This window comes from Segetibacter aerophilus (assembly GCF_007991655.1).
Classification (GTDB): Bacteria; Bacteroidota; Bacteroidia; order Chitinophagales; family Chitinophagaceae; genus Segetibacter; species Segetibacter aerophilus.
In genome coordinates, this window is sequence record NZ_BJYT01000016.1 from 1 (window position 1) to 17,375 (window position 17,375).

The following is a 17,375-nucleotide window of genomic DNA, read 5'->3' on the forward strand; positions in this document are numbered from 1 at the left end:
AATTAGGCTTTTGTAGTACTGTGGTGAAGGACAATTGTTCCTTGATGCTTTGAATGTTTTTCAGCTCTGTTTCGTTACTAAGTAAAAGAACAGGTAAGGACTAGGCTTGAATTTGGTCAGATTTGCGACTCAGCTGGTTCAAAAGGTTATTTATAGGATGAAAAATGCTGTCGGCAACATGCTTCTTACTATTGACTTTTTTTAATGAATTTTATAAAAATATGAGAAGAGCCTTGCTGCATATATTTTTCTGGGTGGCCTATTTGTTCCAGGATGTTCTGTTGATTTTTCTTTTAAATACTACCCGGCTTCAAGACTCTACAGAAAGAAATCTTACACTATCCTTTTACAACGGTCTCTTATTGCTTTTGCCCAAACTACTATTCACGTATTTTATTCTTTATACCACACTTAATAAAATGATTAGCGAGGGCTTTCAGAAAAAAGGAGCTATGTATTCTCTTTTTGCCTTGCTGCTAACTCTGCTGCTCTATAGAGCGCTAGTCTTCTTTTTTGTTAATCCTGTTATTTACGGTTGGGATGGCGCTACTACTTCATTTTTTTATCCTCTTGCGTTTCCTGTTGCGTTAATGGATATAGGATTTGTGTCGGCAGCGGCCATTGCTTTGAAACAAATCAGGCAACAATTGCGGAGAGAGAAAGTAGAGCAAAGCCTGGTTAGAGAAAAGCTGGAAACTGAATTAAAATATCTTCGAAATCAAACCAATCCTCACTTTCTATTCAATACGCTCAATAACATTTATGCCCTTGCAAGGAAAAAGTCTGATGAAACTCCTGAGGTAGTAATGAAGTTGTCAAAGCTGTTGCGCTTTATGTTGTATGACGCCGCTAAACCCCTGATCACATTAGCTGAGGAGATTAAAATGCTTGAAGATTATATCGATTTGGAAAGAATACGATATAACGACAGGCTTACCTTGAGTTTTTGTAAAGATGTAACAGATGAACAGCAATTAATCTCTCCCTTACTTTTATTGCCGTTTGTTGAGAATGCATTTAAGCACGGTGCTAGTGAAAGCAGGTTCGCATCGATGATTGATCTCAAAATGAAAGTGCAGGACAGCATGCTTACATTTAGCGTGAAGAATACAAAAGAAAACAACGAGCATACGCCTGCAGGTGCAACTATTGGTCTGCACAACGTGAAAAGGCAATTGGAGCTGTTGTACACAGAACATGACCTACAGGTACGGAATGAGGATGCCCTTTTTATTGTGTTATTGACTGTTAACCTTAAAAGCTATGCAAAAAATAACTTGCCTCATCGTTGAAGACGAACCGTTGGCAACAGAAGTACTTGAAGACTATATAAGCCAGGTTCCGTTTTTACAACTAGTAAGTACGTGTCACGATGCAATTTCTGCGCTGGAAGTATTGCAAAGAGAAAAAGTTACACTCATCTTTTTAGATATTCACCTACCTAAATTAAAAGGTCTCGACTTTATAAAAACACTCGATAATCCTCCAAGAATAATTATTACTACTGCGTACCAGGAATATGCGCTGCAAGGCTACGAAATGAATGTAGTGGACTACCTGCTCAAGCCCATTGACTTCAGACGATTTATAAACGCCGTAAACAAAGCAAGTCAACTAATCGAAAGTTCCCAACCAATAGCGGATGGGCAAATGGCTGGCGAGAGAGCGTACTTATTTTTTAATGTTGGAAAAAAGAAGGTGAAAATGTTTCTTGATGAAATCCTCTACATCGAGAGTTTGAAGGAGTACATTAAAATTGTTTCCAGTGAAAAATCAATCCTCACAAAATTCCAGCTGGGACAAACTGAAGACCTTCTAAAGAACAAGAATTTCCTTCGCATTCACCGTTCTTTCATTGTTGCAAAAGATAAAGTAGACTCGTTTTCTGCAACCGATATTGAAATCAAGGGACGCCTTATTCCAATTGGCAGAAGCTATAAAGAACAAGTCTATGCTGATTTAGAGAAATGAGTTTTTTATCGTTTAAACTGAGTAATCGGCGTCTTAAGACCGCAAAGAATTTTGCCGCATTAATTGCTGTTCGTTCTTACAAACATGTTGTTCGTTGATTAGCATCGAAGGTTTTAACCTTTTTGATGAACTTAACGCCAGAGCAAATAAAAAACTTCAGAAATGAACAAACTTATAAAAACCGGCCGCTTGTTTTTTAGTGTAGGCATCGTAGCCTATGGAGTACAGCAAATTATTATCAAAGATTTTCGTCCGCAAATAGTACCGGGATTTCCTACATGGGCTCATACAATAGCTGCGCTACCAATAGTGACCGGAGTAATCATGGTTGTTGTAGGGCTCATCATTGCAGGAGTGTTTAAAGTGAGTGACGATATCAGAAAAAAGACAGCTCTGTATCTTGGCTTCTACTTTCTGGCTCTCATCATTGTTAGTCATATTCCGTATCTTCTTTTCGTTTATCCTCATAAGCTAAGCCATCTCGGGTCGTGGGGAGATGTATTGAAAGAATTAGCTTTTACCGGTGGAGCATTTGTAATTGCAGGATCTTTTTTACACAACTCTTCCGTACCTGGTAAGAATAACTTTTCTACATCTGCTGATCGAAAACTGACCCTGATAGGAAGGATATTTTTTTGCACGACAATCATCTTATTTGGATGCAATCACTTTGCGTACGACATATCGTTTATGGTGCCAAGGTGGTACGGCATGCCTACTTTCTGGAGCTATTTTGGTGGCGCCGCACTCATTCTATCGGGAATAGCAATATTGTTCAAAATATATTTAAAGCCTGTTGCATTACTTCTGGCTCTTATGCTTTTCCTATGGTTTATTTCACTTCATGTGCCCAATGCAATTGCGGACCCTTATGCAGGCCGTGGCAATCGTGTAGTAAGTGCCTTTGATGCATTGCTGTTTTGCGGTGTAGCGTTGGTACTTTCACAATTTAGAAATCAAACAAGTAGTAAAATTTCAAAAAGTTCTTCAACGCTGAACATGGAATATGAAAGCTCTTTGCGGAACGAAAGGGTATAGTTCATTCCGACGTCATACTTTATCAAGTGGTTTTCTTTTCTGTTCACCCACCTTTTTAAAATGGCTTGGAGTTAGCCCTGTTACTTTTTTAAATTGGTTGGAAAGATGGGCTACACTGCTATAGTTAAGTTTATAGGCAATTTCGCTTAAGCTCAATTCGTCATAGATAATAAGCTCCTTAACCTTCTCAATTTTTTGGTTGATGATATACTTTTCGATCGTAACTCCTTCAACTTCTGAGAACAGGCTGCTTAGGTAAGAGTAATCTTTATGAAGAGCGTTGGAAAGTACTTCTGAAAAGTTGTGGTTGCTTGCTTCCTCGCTATGATGGACTTGGTTAATTACTATGTTCTTTATCTTCTCGATTAACTGTTGTTTGCTATTGTCGAGCAATTCAAAACCGAGTGAAGCCAGGTTGTGGGCGAGTTGCTCAACTGTTTCTTTAGGTAATTCATTTTCGGTCTCTACTTCTCCTAAGGAAACAGTACGACTTTCTATATTCAGTTTTTCCAATTCCTGTTTTACAACCAGTATGCATCTGTTGCATACCATGTTTTTTATGTAGAGGTGCATAAGCTCAAATTACAGTAAGGCAAAAGTACTACTGCAGTTCAACAACTTCATAAACGCATAATAAGTGAATGATTTTGTATAGCTACTTTGTTACTTCATCAGCCCTTCTTCCTCGTTTGATATATCTGCTATTGCATACCTTTTTACGTCATTTATCGTCATCTCGTCCAGCACATTAACCACATCGCGGTACACGCAAGCATTGCCCGGTTTGATGATAACGAAAAAGTCTTTTTCCGAAGTTCTCCTCTTTTTGATGAGGATGAGATTACGTATTTCTTCAAGGTTGGATACCTTGAACTTGCCCTTCTCCAAGGCTCCTTCGTAAAAATATACAGACCCATTAGAAGAGGGTAGTAAAGTCAATGCTCCGCTTTCTTTAGTAGGCATTGCTTCACCTGTATCATCAGGCAACACTAGTCTCATAGTAGTTGGCTGACTCATAGTCGTAGTAAATATAAAAAAGGTAATTAAAAGGAACCCGAGATCTACCATTGGAGTAAGGTCGACTCTCGTTGATAACTTTTTTGTTTTAGGAGTACCAGCCGTTTGTTTTTTGTGGCTTTCGCCGGAAGAAATATCTGCCATAGTGTAAGGTTTCTTCTAAGATGCCTGGTTAGAAGAATTCCATATTCCGTTCCTTAATAAACCACTTTCAATCAATTCATGCTCTTTTTCCGGAAATCCCTAAAGCCAATGAAGAGAAACAAAAGTGTGTAAGCAACGGAGGTAAAGCGGATGGTGTTAAGATGCTTTAGCTGGAATTCCTTAAAGCTGACAAACATGTGAAAGCTATACGGGAAGTATTCAGTGAAGAGGAGCTTAGTTTGCATCACTAAGATGGAGCCAATGAACCAAAAGGCTATACCAATGGCTACAGGAATAATGAAGTTTTTATATCGTATTCCTAACCAAAAATGTATAGCACTCATAGCAAGTAGAGCAACATAACCGTTTGCGAGTGTAGCAAACATTGCCGACACATTTAGCGGCTGATTTAATACATGCAACGATGGCTCCATAAAATGAAGGATAACTGCATCTGCAAACATGAGTAACTGGTTGGTGACGATGAATAGAAATATGAGCAACTGGATGTTTACAAACTTTGCGAAGAATACATTGGGTTTGAGTTGGGGTGAAGCAAGCACTTGCTTCCACGTGTTATTTTTATACTCGATTTGCGGCAATAGGGTACAAATAAGTATTATAAACATGGGAAGCACCACCGCGCTTGTCATCTGAAACTTCGTTGTAAACATCTCGTTGAAGATGTCTTTTTGATGATCCTTATCGACACCATCAAAAATGAGATCCAGCATAGACATAAGAGGACCAAATGCCGCAGCGGCAAGAGTAAAATATAGCGAGACGGTCCGTTTAGTTTTAAAAACTTCAGACCGCAGTGATATCAGTAGGCTCATGATTTCGTTGATGTAAGGTCAATAAATAATTGTTCGAGATTATTCTCCTTCGGGTGAAGAAGATATACATCAAGGTTGTTTTGGGTAAGGGTTCTGTTTATGCATGCTATCTGTTCCCTATCCTTTAAGGGGAGAGCTAGTGTATTACCAACCCATTCAGGATGATGCTCCTGCAACAGCTTTAACGCCGCCTCGTTATCAGATGTATCGACTAACAGCTTTGAACCTTTTTGCTCGAATAAATGCAATTCTGCCAAAGAGCCCTGGAATAACATTTTTCCCTTGAAAATAATTCCAACATGACTTACCATTTTCTCTACTTCAATCAACAAGTGGCTCGAGATAAGTATTGTCATGCCGTAGTCTTTGTTCAATCTTTTAATTAGTTCCCGAAGCTCAATAATGCCGGCAGGATCTAAACCGTTTGAAGGTTCATCGAGTATTAAAAGTTCAGGGTTAGGCAAAAGGGCCAATGCAATTGATAGCCGTTGCTTCATCCCTAATGAGAACTTTTTTACTGTCTTCTGGCCCGTCCCTTCAATACCGGTAATTTTCAAAACTTCATTCACTCGTTCTTTTGACGCACCGTATACCGTCCGATAAATTTCGAGATTTTCCTTTGCTGTAAGGTGAGCATATAGGGAAGGTGTTTCAACCAATGAACCGATCTTTTTTAGAATATCAATCCTGTTAGAATGTAAGTGTTGGCCAAAGATTTCAATATCTCCTTGTTGGTTGCCTAGCAGGCCAAGCAGGAGACTTAGCGTGGTTGTTTTCCCGGATCCATTAGGACCAAGAAAGCCGTAAATGCTTCCTTTTTCAACATGTAGATTAATGTCGAATAAGGTTTGCGCTTCCTTCGAATAGTGATAGGAGAGGCCCGTCGTTTTTATTACTGGCGCATTAGCCATTGCGTTTTTGATTTAAAGGGTGTTATGGTTTTGCTTTCTCTATCCATACAAGCATTTGGAACACGGATAGATCATTGTTGCGTCGCACATTTCAACATTCGTCATTGCGAGGAACAGAGCTGTTGATAATAGAAAAGCGGGTTGCTTCGTCGTTCCTCCTCCCAAGTCGAAGCATAGAGTGAGGTACAAGTGTGTGACACAACAATGTTTAATAATGATGTTATGCCGGCTACAAACAAATTAACAACATGCTCCTATTGACCGATACGGTTTTGCTCCTCGTTAGCACTGCCTGCAGTTCTTTTTACGGGTGCAATCTTTTTTCCTTTGCTAAAGCTGTACGAGAAGCCAAGGGTTACAACTTGCGTTTCGCTAACCTGGCGCATTTCAAAGTCTACATTACCATATTGAGTCACGCCTTTTAATCTTTGTGTCCAGAAAATATCGCGTGCTGTTAAGCGCAGCATTCCCTTTGTTTTTAAAACCTGTTGACTAAGTCCCGCACCAATAAAACCTACCGGCCTCACTCGCATAATACCTTCCAGCCAACCATTTCTAAACCTGCCATTTACCTCAGCAGTGAGTGTTTTGTTTACCTTAAACTGCTGCGTTCCGGTGACGGTAAAACTGGTGGCCGCCCTGTTGATGGAAGTGCCGTTAATCGCTCCTTTATAGTTGTCGTTATACACATTTAAGTTGATGCTGCTTGTCCACCACTTGGCGATGGGTGTGTTTGCATTTACGGCAATACCAAACTGGTTAAGAGATGAAACATTTGCAGGCATATTGTAAGCTTCCTGTCCTTTCTGTTGGATTACTTCCTCTATTACGTCTTTTATATTCGTGTAGTTTATCGTCGTAGTGATTTGATTTTTCCAGGTATGTGATAGCTCGAAATTGTTACTGATCGATGGCCTCAGGTTCGGGTTGCCCTGGCTAAAAGTGTAGCGATCTATGAACTTAATAAAAGGGTTTAGGCTTTGATAACTCGGGCGGCTAACTCTTCTTCCGAGGTTTGCACCAAAGCTGTTTTTATCATTGATTTTGTACTGCAAATACGCGGTAGGAAATAACTGGGTGTAATGCCTGTCGAATTTTTCGCCTGTAGTTCTTTGTCTTCCTTTTGCATTTGTATTTTCTACCCGTAGGCCAAATTGGGCAGTTATTTTTTTAGATAAAGGTGTGCTGAAATTTGCATAAGCAGCATCGATGTTCTCTTCGTAAACGAAATGGTTGCTACGATTAAAGTCATGCGAGACTCTTCCATATTGTATGCTATCGTAATTTGCGTTGTTGTCTGTTTTTACTACGCTACTTTTTATACCCGCTTCAAATCTCGCGTTCTTCTTCAAAGGGTGTAGGTAATCTACCCTCGCACTGTATACATTTATTTGTTGTGGTAATAGTCCTGTTAGGGTGTCTGCTTTTCTATATGGATTACCAGTTGCATCGGTATAAGAATTAACCATAAACAGGTTATTGTCCATCGTGTGTTTTGCAAAGTCAATATCTGAAGTGATTTCTTTGCCCGTCTTATCAAGCACGGTGCGGAAGTTTACATTGGTGCTGATGCTATTCCAATCTGTCTCGTTTCCAACTTCGGCCCTTGTTATACTTTGAAGGGTTTTAGCAGCGTTTGAGATATTCGTGATATTTGGGTTGTTTGATGACATCCCCCGTGAATTCACATTTACAACCGCGCCCAGTGTTGTTTTCTTAGTGGCAAAAAAATCAACTCCGATTTTTGCGTTATAAGAATTGCCAGCCGAAATTCTATTAGCCTCCTGGTTGAAGATATTCTCTACAGAATTTGTATTGCTGTCGAAAATGTTTCTATCAATTGAAAGTATCGAAAATCGTTTCTGGTAGTTATGGCTCAGATTGGTGAAGAGGTTCACTTTGCCTTCTCTATAGTTGAAGTTCATGCCTTCTGTTGTTTTAGGGTATCGGCCCTGGGAATAGGCTACACTTGCAGAACCGTTGTACCCGGCAGTAACCGTCTTCTTTGTTTTAATATTGATAATGCCTGCATTTCCCGCGGCATCGTACCGTGCGGGTGGGTTTGTCATTATTTCAATTTGATCGAGTTGGTTGGAGTTCATAGTACGCAAAAGGTTTGCGAGATCCGCTCCGCCTAGTTGCGTTGGCCTGCCATCAACCATTACCAACACACCTGCCTTTCCTTTTAAACTAATATTACCATCCCTGTCAACTGAAACACCGGGAGATTTTTCCAATACTTCCAGTGCTGAGGTGCCAACGTTTGTGATCGACGCATCCACATTTACTATTGTTCTATCTATGCGTTGTTCTACAAGCGCACGCTTAGTCGTAACATTCACGTCCGCCAGAGCTTTTGGTAAGGCAATGAGGTTGACGGTCGGCAGCAGAACTCGTGGTGCGCTGGGCGTAATTTCAAAAAGACGCGAGAAACTTTTTCTATGCCCAACGGTCGTTACTGATACCAGGTACTTTCCGTTAGCTACATTTTCAAAGCTGAAAAGTCCTTCTTTACTGGTGACCGAAAGTTTAATTGTGGCTGAATCTTTTGCTTTTAAAAGCGCAACTGTTGCACCTTCTGCTGCTTTGTTGTTATTGCTCACATTGCCCGAAACCGTTCCTGCATTTTGAGCGCTTACGTTGGATAGAAAAAGAATAATGCATGATAGTAAAACGTAAAACTTCATAATGTTTGATTTGTTTTTTGTAATAATCAAACAAGGTTAGGCTACAATGATGCGTAGCAGGAATGGTATGTGTCGAATGACTTTTATTATGTGACGGAAAGTGTTTTATGGAAAAAGGAGGTACTGGGGCAGGACTATAAACAGTGGAAAGTTTTGGTTAGCAAACGACACCAGGCACTTGTCACATTTTGTGGGTGTTTCGTCACTTTTGATATATCTATGTCTTGCCTATAAACTAGCATTGCAGCATAAGACATAGTATGAGAGAATTATTTAAAAAACCTACAACCTTTACCCGCATCGAATTCTGGGCCATTACTACCATTTTTGCTTTTGTAATATTTTTCTTCGTACGCGATGTCTTCGAGTGGGATGACAGGCAGTTTGCCGATGCACCATACCGGGTGTTTTTTGAACAGGTGAAAATGCCATTTGACTTCTACGGAAATTATTTCCTTCCCCAATTGATACGGCATGTGGGGCTTTATATCGCACTGGTGGCGCTTAATTTTATCATCATTCCATCCCTGCTAAAGAAAGAATTCGTCGTGCGCAATATCGTATTGTTTGTGTTGGTCTTCATAGCCCTGACAATAATGTTTGCTGTTACTGCCACCCATTTGCGTGAATACCTGTACGCCTCCGGAAAAAGGGATCAAATTGACCAACGGCTTTTTCTCGATGCAGTTGGGGATGCATTTACAATCATTTCTATGCTCTTAATTTATACGGCAACAAAGTATGCAGCTATCCGCCTGCTTGCTAAAGCAGAAACGGTCGAAGCTAAATATCGTTTCCTTAGAAAGGAAGCCATCGTTGCTGCCATGATTTGGGCAGTTGTGCTAATCATGTTTAGGTTTGGACGTGCGGAGATCGATATCATTATTGGCTGGGCCATCGTGATCCCATCAGCCATTGCACTCTACCTCTTTTCTTTTTATAGATTAATTCCACGCTCCATGGCCGGCAACAAAGGAAAGTTCTTTTCCTATGTGCTCAGAAGCGCCTTTATTCTGTTCATTGCTTTCTTCGTGGTATACCTTGCATTTGCACTTCCCTCAGGGGCGGATGATACAGGGTTAGGGTATGCTGCCTTCAATACATTTTTTCAGCTTTTTGTTACGGTACCAGTCACCTGGGCAGCGTACAAAAGACATTTAAAAGGGAATGAAGAAATAAACGTGTTGCAAAAAGAATTGAAGAGATCTAGCGCAAGCGTTGATTTTCTTCGTTCGCAAATAAATCCCCATTTTTTGTTCAATGCTCTAAACACGCTTTACGGAACAGCTATACAAGAAAATGCAGATAGAACAAGTGAGGGCATCCAAAAGCTTGGCGATATGATGCGGTTTATGCTGCAGGAAAATATGCAGGATAAAATCTCGTTAGCAAGAGAGATTGATTACCTGAATAATTATATCAGCTTGCAACGGTTGCGTACGGACGCAAATCCAATTGTACAGATACAAACTGAAATACAGGACCGGGAAAACCTGTTCCAGATCGCGCCCATGTTATTGATACCTTTTGTTGAGAATGCTTTCAAACATGGCATCAGTTTTCGAGAACAATCGCATATAAAAGTGACGTTAGAAATAAAAGCAAATACACTCTACTTTGATGTGCACAATAGTAAACATGCTGCTAGAGATAATGATCCCGAGAAAGACAAAAGCGGTATTGGGTTAGAAAACGTAAAGCAGCGTTTGAAGCTTTTTTATCCTAATAATCATGAATTGATAATTCGGGAAACCAGCAAAGATTTTTTTGTACACCTTACGATAGAATTGGCAAAATCATCTTAATCTTACGACATGAGAGCTATTGCCATAGACGATGAACCGATAGCGTTGGAGATTATAAAGTCGCATGCTTCAAAGGTTCCTTTCCTTGACTTGACGGCAACCTTTACAGATGCATTTAAAGCGCTCGAATACTTACAGAAAGAGCAACCGGACCTTTTATTTCTCGACATAAAAATGCCCGACATCTCCGGCCTGGAATTCTTTAATAGCCTAAGCAAAAAGCCGCTTGTAATTTTTACCACAGCTTATAGCGAGTATGCAGTTACCAGCTTTGAAATGGATGCGGTTGACTACCTCTTAAAACCTTTTTCGTTATCCAGGTTTTTGAAGGGATGCAACAAAGCTTACGAACTTTATAATTTTAGAAATGGCACCGAAACTGTAGATCACCTATATATAAAAAATGGTTACGAACAGGTAAAAGTGATGTACGATGAGATACTTTACCTGGAAGCAACCGGGAACTATGTAACGTTTGTTTTGAAGGATAAGACCATACTTTCACGCAGCACCTTTATTGAGGCAATTGGTCTGCTTCCTGCTGAAAAGTTTGTAAGGGTTCACAGATCGTTTGTCGTAGCAGTTAATAAGATTGACAAAGTGGAACGCCAACAGGTGACTATAAACAAGACTGTTATCCCCGTAAGTGAGGCGTATAGCGATCATCTTTCTGCAGCCCTTAAGAAATGATGATAGAGCGAGCACGTTACCTGTGGTATGTAGGAATTTTAGCCTCTTTTTGAAATTACCGAAAAATCATCAAAAGCATTCGACGGTTTCTTACTGCAATTAGTTCTCGCGGCAAGCACATTCATGGTGTTCATTGAGATACTCAATCGACGCTTTGCATAACTTCTCGAGGGTTGGTATATCGATGTCAGAGAGTTTCTTCATGTATATGCAGGCTTTCCCCATTTTGAACTTTCCTAAGTTGTCCAACAGGTGTTTGTTATCTTTTGCCGGAGTATATACATAGAGGGAGAATTCAGGTTTTCGGGGGGAGAAACCAAGGAGAGGAGCATCTCCCTCATGTCCACTCGTATACTTGTAATGATAGCTACCAAAGCCAATAATTGTTGGGCCCCACATTCTTGGCTCAAAGCCTGACCATTCCTGCATTAACTCGATCAATCGAAAACTATCTGCTTTCTTTTGTTCATTGTCTACATACGAGTTAATAAAATCAACTACACTTACTTCAGTTTCGGTTGTCTTATTTTTTGCCATAAGAAGCAATTTAAACTAACGATTGTTTTGAGGCCTAGCTGTTTTAATTTGTCACGTACGAGCACTTTTTAAAACTACTTTTTATTTAAGGAAATTAAAGCAGGTTGGCTGCTTTTAAAGACAACCGGCTTTAATCTGACTATAAGAAAAATTTACCTCTTGTCCCACCAGACTTTGGAAACATAAGTATCTCCGTTCGACATTCTTGCTGAAGCGGCTTTATAATTTTCTGCATTTAACAAAGCTTCGCGGGAAGAATAAATCGTGCGACGGGGAATAGTTCCGTTTGTTGATCCGGCAAATGGGCCGGGCTTCAACGCAGGATAACCCATTCTTCTCCATTCAGTAAATGCCTCATAAGAACGTCCAAACAACTGGATCCATTTCTGAGTGCCGATCTTTTCAAGTTTCTGTTCTTTCGTTAACCCGGTAAAAGAAAGTTCGGTGAAGCTGGCGGGAACAGTGGTTATGTTATAAGGCTCTTGCGCCAATGCGGCTCTAACACCAGCCTGGTAGAAACCTTCTGCCTGCTCAACAGTGGCACCCCAACCTTCCAAAGCGGCTTCCGCTTTATAAAAAGAAACATCAGAGAATGACATTACAATACAGGGAATAGCAGGACTATAGCTCCTATTGAAAAATGTAAGTGTTGATGCGGTAGAGTAATCGTCTTTGATAACATTCTTCAATAGTGCATCAGTAAGCGCCACACCAATGCCTTTGTAACCCGGCGTTCCTGCTTTTACTGAATTTACAGTTGGCTGCGCTATGCGTGGAAGACGAGGATCGTTCGTCGTTACAAGTTTCGTAACAAAGGCATCAGCTAAATATTTAAGGTCAGGGCTACCCGCCAGGAAATGGTTTAGCAACGGATGCACGTTAGCGTTGGTCGCGTTATTATAAGTCGGTATAGTTGCATTGTCACTATTGCTTTCCATTAAAGGCTGAGCCATTGCTTCTGTAACTGTTTTTTGAGCCAAGGCGGGGTCTGCATAACGAATACGCATCCCCAATCTTAACTTGATAGAGTTCGCATACTTTTTCCATTTGGCAACATCGCCTTTATAGTAAAAGTCCGCTGCCCCATAGCTTGCATCGGATGCATTTAGTTGCCCCATTGCTGTATTGATATTAGCTATCAATGATTTATAAATAGATTCTTGTGTATCGAAAGCAGGCTTTGAATTGACCTCCTCAGCGCCAAGTCCGGTTTGTGAATAAGGTACATCTCCAAACAAATCGGTAAGTCTTTGCCAGACAGTTATCTCAACAATTTTGGCCATTGCCAGTTTTGTTCGTCCGGCCGGATCGTTCTCCATACCTTTTAAAATCTCGTTGCGGATCTGGCTGATGTTCCTGATTAAGGTGTAATGTGCGGCCCACGTGTCATTATCACTTTGTTCAACATACCTCGAACTTGAAATCAAAACACCACCTGCCCATTGTTGTATCCATGAGCCAAACTGGTTATTAGGATATTCGTATCCTTCTGCAAAAGCGGCATCTTTCTGCACTTTGCTAAACACAAGGCCGGGATCAATAACAGTAACCGAAGTGGGTGGGGTATTAATTTTTTCGAAGTCTTTAGTGCAACCTTGCAGGAAGCTGATAGCAGCCGTAAGTATGAATAATTTATAGGTACTTTTCATTTTTATAATAATTTCAGTTAAAGATTAAAGCTCCACATTGAGGCTCACTCCAAAATATCGAAGCAATGGCAAAGCCGTTGATTCAAGACCAAGCGAAGAATTATTTACGTTGAATGCAGATGCTTCAGGAGCAAAACCTTCTGTTTTTCTTTGCAGATAAAATAGGTTGCGTCCATAAAAACCGGCGCGAATTCCTTTGAAGGGAGTATGGCCAACGAGCTTTGCAGGAAGCTGGTAGTTAAGCGTGAATTCACGGAAAATAACGTAGCTCGCATCGTTCAACATCTCTTCCGGGATAACATTGTCCTTATCGGGTGCTACCACGTTCCAGTAGTCTTGTGCCTTAATTTGTTTTGTATTTGCCTGCCCTGTGCCTTTCCAAATTCCATCTGCTCCTTTTGAAGCTACCACACCGTCGGCTACATATGTTCCATCGCGACCGGGTAATGTTTTTTTGATGGTTCCGTATACCAGTTCTTCTCTCAAGCTTTGTGAGTAAATCTTACCACCCTGGCTTACGTCTATCAAGCCTGATAGTGTTATTCCTTTAAATCGAAAACTGTTATTAAAACCTCCAATCCAATCAGGTAGCGCATTGCCAAGTGGGTAAAGAACTTTACCATTTGATTTTAGAGGAAGGCCCGTGGTTGGATCGATCAGGCGGTTGCCTTGTTCATCGCGCAGCCATTGAAAACCGTTTCCTACAATCGTTCCAAATGGCTTTCCCGGTTCTGCAACTACGTTTACTCCGCGGTCGGTTCCAAGCACATAAGTATCTACACCTTCAGCAAGCGCAACCACCTCGTTTTTGTTTTTTGAGAAATTGACCGTTGCATCCCATCTAAATCCTGAAGCTGTTTTAACAGGCGTAGCGTTTAGACTTAGTTCGATACCATGGTTGCGAATTTCTCCTGCATTGATACGTCTTGAAGTAAACGTGCTTGATGGAGGCAACGGCACATCAAGAATTTGATTCTTCGTACTTGCATTGTAGTATGACACTGAAAGACCTGCACGATTTTTAAAGAACCTTGCTTCCAAACCAAATTCGGTTGAGGTGGTTAACTCATTTTTTAAGTTAGGATCAGGAATGGTCGAAGAAAAAGATGCTAACGGAACTCCACCGTGAGCATTCTGATCCAACGAATAAGTTCCTGTTAGCTGGTAAGGAGAACCAGAACTACCTGCCTGAGCTACCGATCCCCTGACTTTTAAGAAGCTAAGAGCATCACTCTTAATTTTAAATGCATCAGTAATAACATAACTGGCACTTACTGCCGGGTAGAAAAATGAATTATTTGCCGGTGATAGGGTAGAGGACCAGTCATTTCTTGCTGAGAAATCAAGGAATAGATATTCTTTATAACCGACCTGGCCTGAGAGATAGGCCGAGTTGATTGACGACTGGCTCAAACCAAATACATACGAATTGGTCAGGGTATTATTTACTGCATATAAGTTAGGAACAATAAATTCACTGCCTGTATTACCTGTTGTTCTTGCATAAAACTTTTGGTGGTTCGCACCGAGGTTTAGGCCAAATGAAACATTTCCGGGCAATTTTGGTGAAAGCGATAAAAGTACATCGCTGTTGTCCTCACGAACTCGTGTAACCTGTTCGGTTATATCACCATTTTTGTTTGCACTTTGGTAAGTGCCTTTTTCTCTGTAGCGGAAACGCTGGTCGGTATAAAAATCGGTTCCTGTTTTAGCGGTTAGCCTGATCCAGTCGTTGAATTGGTAGCTCAGCCTTACCATTCCAAGTACACGTTGGCGATCGTCAGAGTTATAAGTATGGTCCCTTGTCCATGCCGGATTAGCAGTGGAAGAATTGGTAGCGTAAGTTTTCTCCATTCCAATAAATGGTACCGTTCCGTAACCTAACTGTTTGCTTAAGTCTGCAGCGGTCCAGGCAGAATTTTCAAGAATGCTCATAGGAATACTGCGCGGTTGGCTGATAAAAATGTAAGCGGGGTTATCGCTTGCATCAGAAACAGTAGGTCGGTTTGCTCCTTTCTGATCGATGTAATTCACCTTGGCGTCCAGCTCTAGTTTCGGCGTTAGCTTGGCAACCGTTCTCAGGCTTATGTTATTTCGACCTAGCGTATTACCGGGGGTGTAGCCGTTAATGTTTGTATTACCATAAGACAACCTATAGTTGATATTGTCGCTGCCACCTTCCAAACTTAGGTTGTTCATCAGCTGCCTTTCAGTTTTGAAATATTGCTGGAAAGTATTTGGTTGAGGTGTGAAGCTTAAAACATTCCCCCACTGGTCCTCGTATTGCTGGCCTTGCATCCTTGCTCCCCAGCTTGCCCTGGTGAACCTGTCGCGGCCGCCACTTGTTTTAGGCATGCCCTGGATGTTCGCCGCTTGTGCTGCTGACCAGGTATAAATCTTACCATCTGTTCCCCTGAAATTGGTAAACGTGCCATCGAGCCCTTGCCCATACTCATCCTGGAAATCGGGTAAAACAAGCGCTTTACCCAAAGAGTAATCAACGCCGTATTTTATACCGATACCTCTGCGTGCTCTACCGGATTTTGTGGTAATCAAGACAACCCCGTTGCTTCCACGCTGGCCATATAGTGCTGCAGCATTTGGTCCCTTTAAGACAGAAATAGACTCTACATCCTCAGGATTTATGTTCGAAATCCCATCGCCATAGTCTATACCGCCACTGCTTCCAGGCGAATTCAGGTTGCTGTTATCCATTGGAATTCCATCGATGACATATAGAGGCTGGCTGTTTCCTACAAGTGAATTGGTTCCCCTGATTACCACGCGTGAAGAACCGCCTGCTCCATTTGCAGAACGGGTTACTTGCACGCCGGCCATTTTTCCGGCCAGCGCATTGGCAAGGTTTGCTTCCTTTGCTGTGGATACTTGCTCACCGGCAATTTCCTGTACAGAGTATCCCAGTGCTTTTTTATCGCGTTTTATACCAAGGGCTGTAACAACCACTTCGTTGTAGTTCTGGGTACCTGGTTCGAGAGTCACGTTGATTACCGACTGGTTGCCCACCAGCACTTCCTTAGGGGCATATCCTACAAAGGAGAATACGAGGGTAGACTGCGGACCTGCTGCAATCTCAAATTTCCCTGCGCCATCTGTAGAGCCGCCGCGATTGGTACCTTTTACAAGTACACTAACTCCATTGAGTACTTCGCCGGACGCTCCTGACACGGTACCTCGTACCGTTTGTTGGGCCGCCGCCCAGCCTGGGATGAGGCAAAGCAGGAAAAAAGATCCTGCCATTCGTAGGAGAAACGAAAAGTAACTTTTCTTCATAAGGGTGTAGTTTTAGCTAATAATAATAGTCCGGTAAAATAACAAAAATTGATACGAAGGCATTGACAATCGGCTGGTCTTACACTATGTCGGCATGTTGTAATAGTTTGGTATCGGCCGGTTTTAGGTAACAACCAATAGCTAGACAAACTTCCTTTACAGTTCGTCCCAAAGTTGCCTAAAATGTTTTTCGAACCATGTCAGTTCAGCAAATATTGTGGCAGCCTGTAGTACAGGGTCAAAGGTTTTAAGCTTATTCCGGCATTTTTCCTCAATCCTCTATTGCTTCAATACCGAGCTGTTTCAGGCGCTCGAGGTGATCCTTCATAACCTTGAGTTGTTCATCAGAATGTCCTTGCCAATCTATAATCTCGCCGCAAATACGAAGGGGATGTTGAGAGCGATATGACTTGGTTGGATTGCCGGGAAACTTCTTGTCGGTTAAGTTGGGATCATCTTCAAAAGGGCCCGTTGGCTCTACTATATAAATTCTTCCGCGTCCCTCACCCAGAGCAAGTTCTGCTCCCCATGTAGCTGCTTCCAACGTAGCAGTAAGGTAGACATACGAAGCCTTCTTCCTCTTACCATAGTTTGAATTAAAGCCCGGTTCAATTAAGTCTCCCGGTTTCAAATCGGCCTTAGTGCCATGATAGAATTCCTCTGAACTTTGGTTGTCACTTGCCCGGGTTGGGTCGTGCCCGCTTATGTTTGTGTTCATGGTCCTGGTAATATGATTTTAAACAAAGGTTAAAAATTTGCTCTAATCTTTAAAAGCCTTGTTTTTCGTTTAAACCTATGC

General features: G+C 41.4%; 14 protein-coding genes. 5 read left to right on the forward strand and 9 right to left on the reverse strand.

What is annotated here, in order from left to right; all coding sequences use genetic code 11:
- Window positions 1-221 precede the first annotated feature (221 nt).
- The 3 genes from SAE01_RS17965 (at window position 222) to SAE01_RS17975 (ending at window position 3,009) form a co-directional block, all read left to right on the forward strand.
- Entirely contained in the window at window positions 222-1,292 is a 1,071-nt protein-coding gene (locus SAE01_RS17965) for a sensor histidine kinase (RefSeq protein ID WP_170234199.1), read from the forward strand.
- Window positions 1,264-1,971 carry a LytR/AlgR family response regulator transcription factor gene (locus SAE01_RS17970; protein ID WP_147205186.1) on the forward strand — a complete coding sequence of 236 codons (708 nt, stop codon included), beginning with the start codon at window positions 1,264-1,266 and terminating at the stop codon, window positions 1,969-1,971. Before SAE01_RS17965 ends, SAE01_RS17970 begins: the two co-directional genes overlap by 29 nt.
- A gap of 162 nt (window positions 1,972-2,133) precedes the next feature.
- Window positions 2,134-3,009, forward strand: coding sequence for a hypothetical protein (locus tag SAE01_RS17975; protein ID WP_147205187.1), 876 nt, complete (start codon window positions 2,134-2,136; stop codon window positions 3,007-3,009).
- Window positions 3,010-3,021: 12 nt separating this feature from the next.
- On the opposite strand, the gene SAE01_RS17980 is transcribed toward SAE01_RS17975, so the two are convergent.
- The 5 genes from SAE01_RS17980 to SAE01_RS18000 form a co-directional block, all read right to left on the reverse strand.
- On the reverse strand, window positions 3,022-3,561 hold the full coding sequence (locus SAE01_RS17980) for a helix-turn-helix domain-containing protein (RefSeq protein WP_147205262.1): 540 nt from the start codon (window positions 3,559-3,561) through the stop codon (window positions 3,022-3,024).
- A 111-nt stretch (window positions 3,562-3,672) separates the two neighbouring features.
- On the reverse strand, window positions 3,673-4,170 hold the full coding sequence (locus SAE01_RS17985; RefSeq protein ID WP_147205188.1) for an ExbD/TolR family protein: 498 nt from the start codon (window positions 4,168-4,170) through the stop codon (window positions 3,673-3,675).
- Window positions 4,171-4,241: 71 nt separating this feature from the next.
- Window positions 4,242-5,006, reverse strand: a complete 765-nt coding sequence (locus tag SAE01_RS17990; protein WP_147205189.1) for an ABC transporter permease — start codon at window positions 5,004-5,006, stop codon at window positions 4,242-4,244.
- Complete coding sequence (locus tag SAE01_RS17995; protein WP_147205190.1) at window positions 5,003-5,917, reverse strand: ATP-binding cassette domain-containing protein; 915 nt, start codon at window positions 5,915-5,917, stop codon at window positions 5,003-5,005. The genes SAE01_RS17990 and SAE01_RS17995 overlap by 4 nt, the downstream gene beginning before the upstream one ends.
- 254 nt (window positions 5,918-6,171) lie before the next feature.
- Entirely contained in the window at window positions 6,172-8,604 is a 2,433-nt protein-coding gene (locus SAE01_RS18000) for an outer membrane beta-barrel family protein (protein WP_147205191.1), read from the reverse strand.
- Window positions 8,605-8,864: 260 nt separating this feature from the next.
- Here SAE01_RS18000 and SAE01_RS18005 point away from each other — a divergent pair, with 260 nt between their 5' ends.
- Together SAE01_RS18005 and SAE01_RS18010 are read left to right on the forward strand one after the other, a co-directional pair.
- Complete coding sequence (locus SAE01_RS18005; RefSeq protein ID WP_147205192.1) at window positions 8,865-10,409, forward strand: sensor histidine kinase; 1,545 nt, start codon at window positions 8,865-8,867, stop codon at window positions 10,407-10,409.
- Window positions 10,410-10,418: 9 nt separating this feature from the next.
- Window positions 10,419-11,099 carry a LytR/AlgR family response regulator transcription factor gene (locus SAE01_RS18010; protein WP_147205193.1) on the forward strand — a complete coding sequence of 227 codons (681 nt, stop codon included), beginning with the start codon at window positions 10,419-10,421 and terminating at the stop codon, window positions 11,097-11,099.
- Window positions 11,100-11,198: 99 nt separating this feature from the next.
- Here SAE01_RS18010 and SAE01_RS18015 read toward each other — a convergent pair whose 3' ends face one another.
- The 4 genes from SAE01_RS18015 to arr form a co-directional block, all read right to left on the reverse strand.
- Window positions 11,199-11,636 carry a DUF1801 domain-containing protein gene (locus SAE01_RS18015; RefSeq protein ID WP_147205194.1) on the reverse strand — a complete coding sequence of 146 codons (438 nt, stop codon included), beginning with the start codon at window positions 11,634-11,636 and terminating at the stop codon, window positions 11,199-11,201.
- Between the two features lie 152 nt (window positions 11,637-11,788).
- Window positions 11,789-13,285, reverse strand: coding sequence for a SusD/RagB family nutrient-binding outer membrane lipoprotein (locus SAE01_RS18020; protein ID WP_147205195.1), 1,497 nt, complete (start codon window positions 13,283-13,285; stop codon window positions 11,789-11,791).
- A 24-nt stretch (window positions 13,286-13,309) separates the two neighbouring features.
- Window positions 13,310-16,576, reverse strand: coding sequence for a SusC/RagA family TonB-linked outer membrane protein (locus SAE01_RS18025; RefSeq protein ID WP_218029189.1), 3,267 nt, complete (start codon window positions 16,574-16,576; stop codon window positions 13,310-13,312).
- 271 nt (window positions 16,577-16,847) lie between these two features.
- Entirely contained in the window at window positions 16,848-17,294 is a 447-nt protein-coding gene (gene arr / locus SAE01_RS18030) for an NAD(+)--rifampin ADP-ribosyltransferase (protein ID WP_147205196.1), read from the reverse strand.
- Window positions 17,295-17,375 lie beyond the last annotated feature (81 nt).

Excerpts from the sequence above, each read along its gene's own strand:
- SAE01_RS17965 (WP_170234199.1), top strand. The coding sequence starts at position 222 with ATGAGAAGAGCCTTGCTGCATATATTTTTCTGGGTGGCCTATTTGTTC.
- SAE01_RS17970 (WP_147205186.1), top strand. The coding sequence starts at position 1,264 with ATGCAAAAAATAACTTGCCTCATCGTTGAAGACGAACCGTTGGCAACA.
- SAE01_RS17975 (WP_147205187.1), top strand. The coding sequence starts at position 2,134 with ATGAACAAACTTATAAAAACCGGCCGCTTGTTTTTTAGTGTAGGCATC.
- SAE01_RS17980 (WP_147205262.1), bottom strand. The coding sequence starts at position 3,561 with ATGGTATGCAACAGATGCATACTGGTTGTAAAACAGGAATTGGAAAAA.
- SAE01_RS17985 (WP_147205188.1), bottom strand. The coding sequence starts at position 4,170 with ATGGCAGATATTTCTTCCGGCGAAAGCCACAAAAAACAAACGGCTGGT.
- SAE01_RS17990 (WP_147205189.1), bottom strand. The coding sequence starts at position 5,006 with ATGAGCCTACTGATATCACTGCGGTCTGAAGTTTTTAAAACTAAACGG.
- SAE01_RS17995 (WP_147205190.1), bottom strand. The coding sequence starts at position 5,917 with ATGGCTAATGCGCCAGTAATAAAAACGACGGGCCTCTCCTATCACTAT.
- SAE01_RS18000 (WP_147205191.1), bottom strand. The coding sequence starts at position 8,604 with ATGAAGTTTTACGTTTTACTATCATGCATTATTCTTTTTCTATCCAAC.
- SAE01_RS18005 (WP_147205192.1), top strand. The coding sequence starts at position 8,865 with ATGAGAGAATTATTTAAAAAACCTACAACCTTTACCCGCATCGAATTC.
- SAE01_RS18010 (WP_147205193.1), top strand. The coding sequence starts at position 10,419 with ATGAGAGCTATTGCCATAGACGATGAACCGATAGCGTTGGAGATTATA.
- SAE01_RS18015 (WP_147205194.1), bottom strand. The coding sequence starts at position 11,636 with ATGGCAAAAAATAAGACAACCGAAACTGAAGTAAGTGTAGTTGATTTT.
- SAE01_RS18020 (WP_147205195.1), bottom strand. The coding sequence starts at position 13,285 with ATGAAAAGTACCTATAAATTATTCATACTTACGGCTGCTATCAGCTTC.
- SAE01_RS18025 (WP_218029189.1), bottom strand. The coding sequence starts at position 16,576 with ATGAAGAAAAGTTACTTTTCGTTTCTCCTACGAATGGCAGGATCTTTT.
- arr (WP_147205196.1), bottom strand. The coding sequence starts at position 17,294 with ATGAACACAAACATAAGCGGGCACGACCCAACCCGGGCAAGTGACAAC.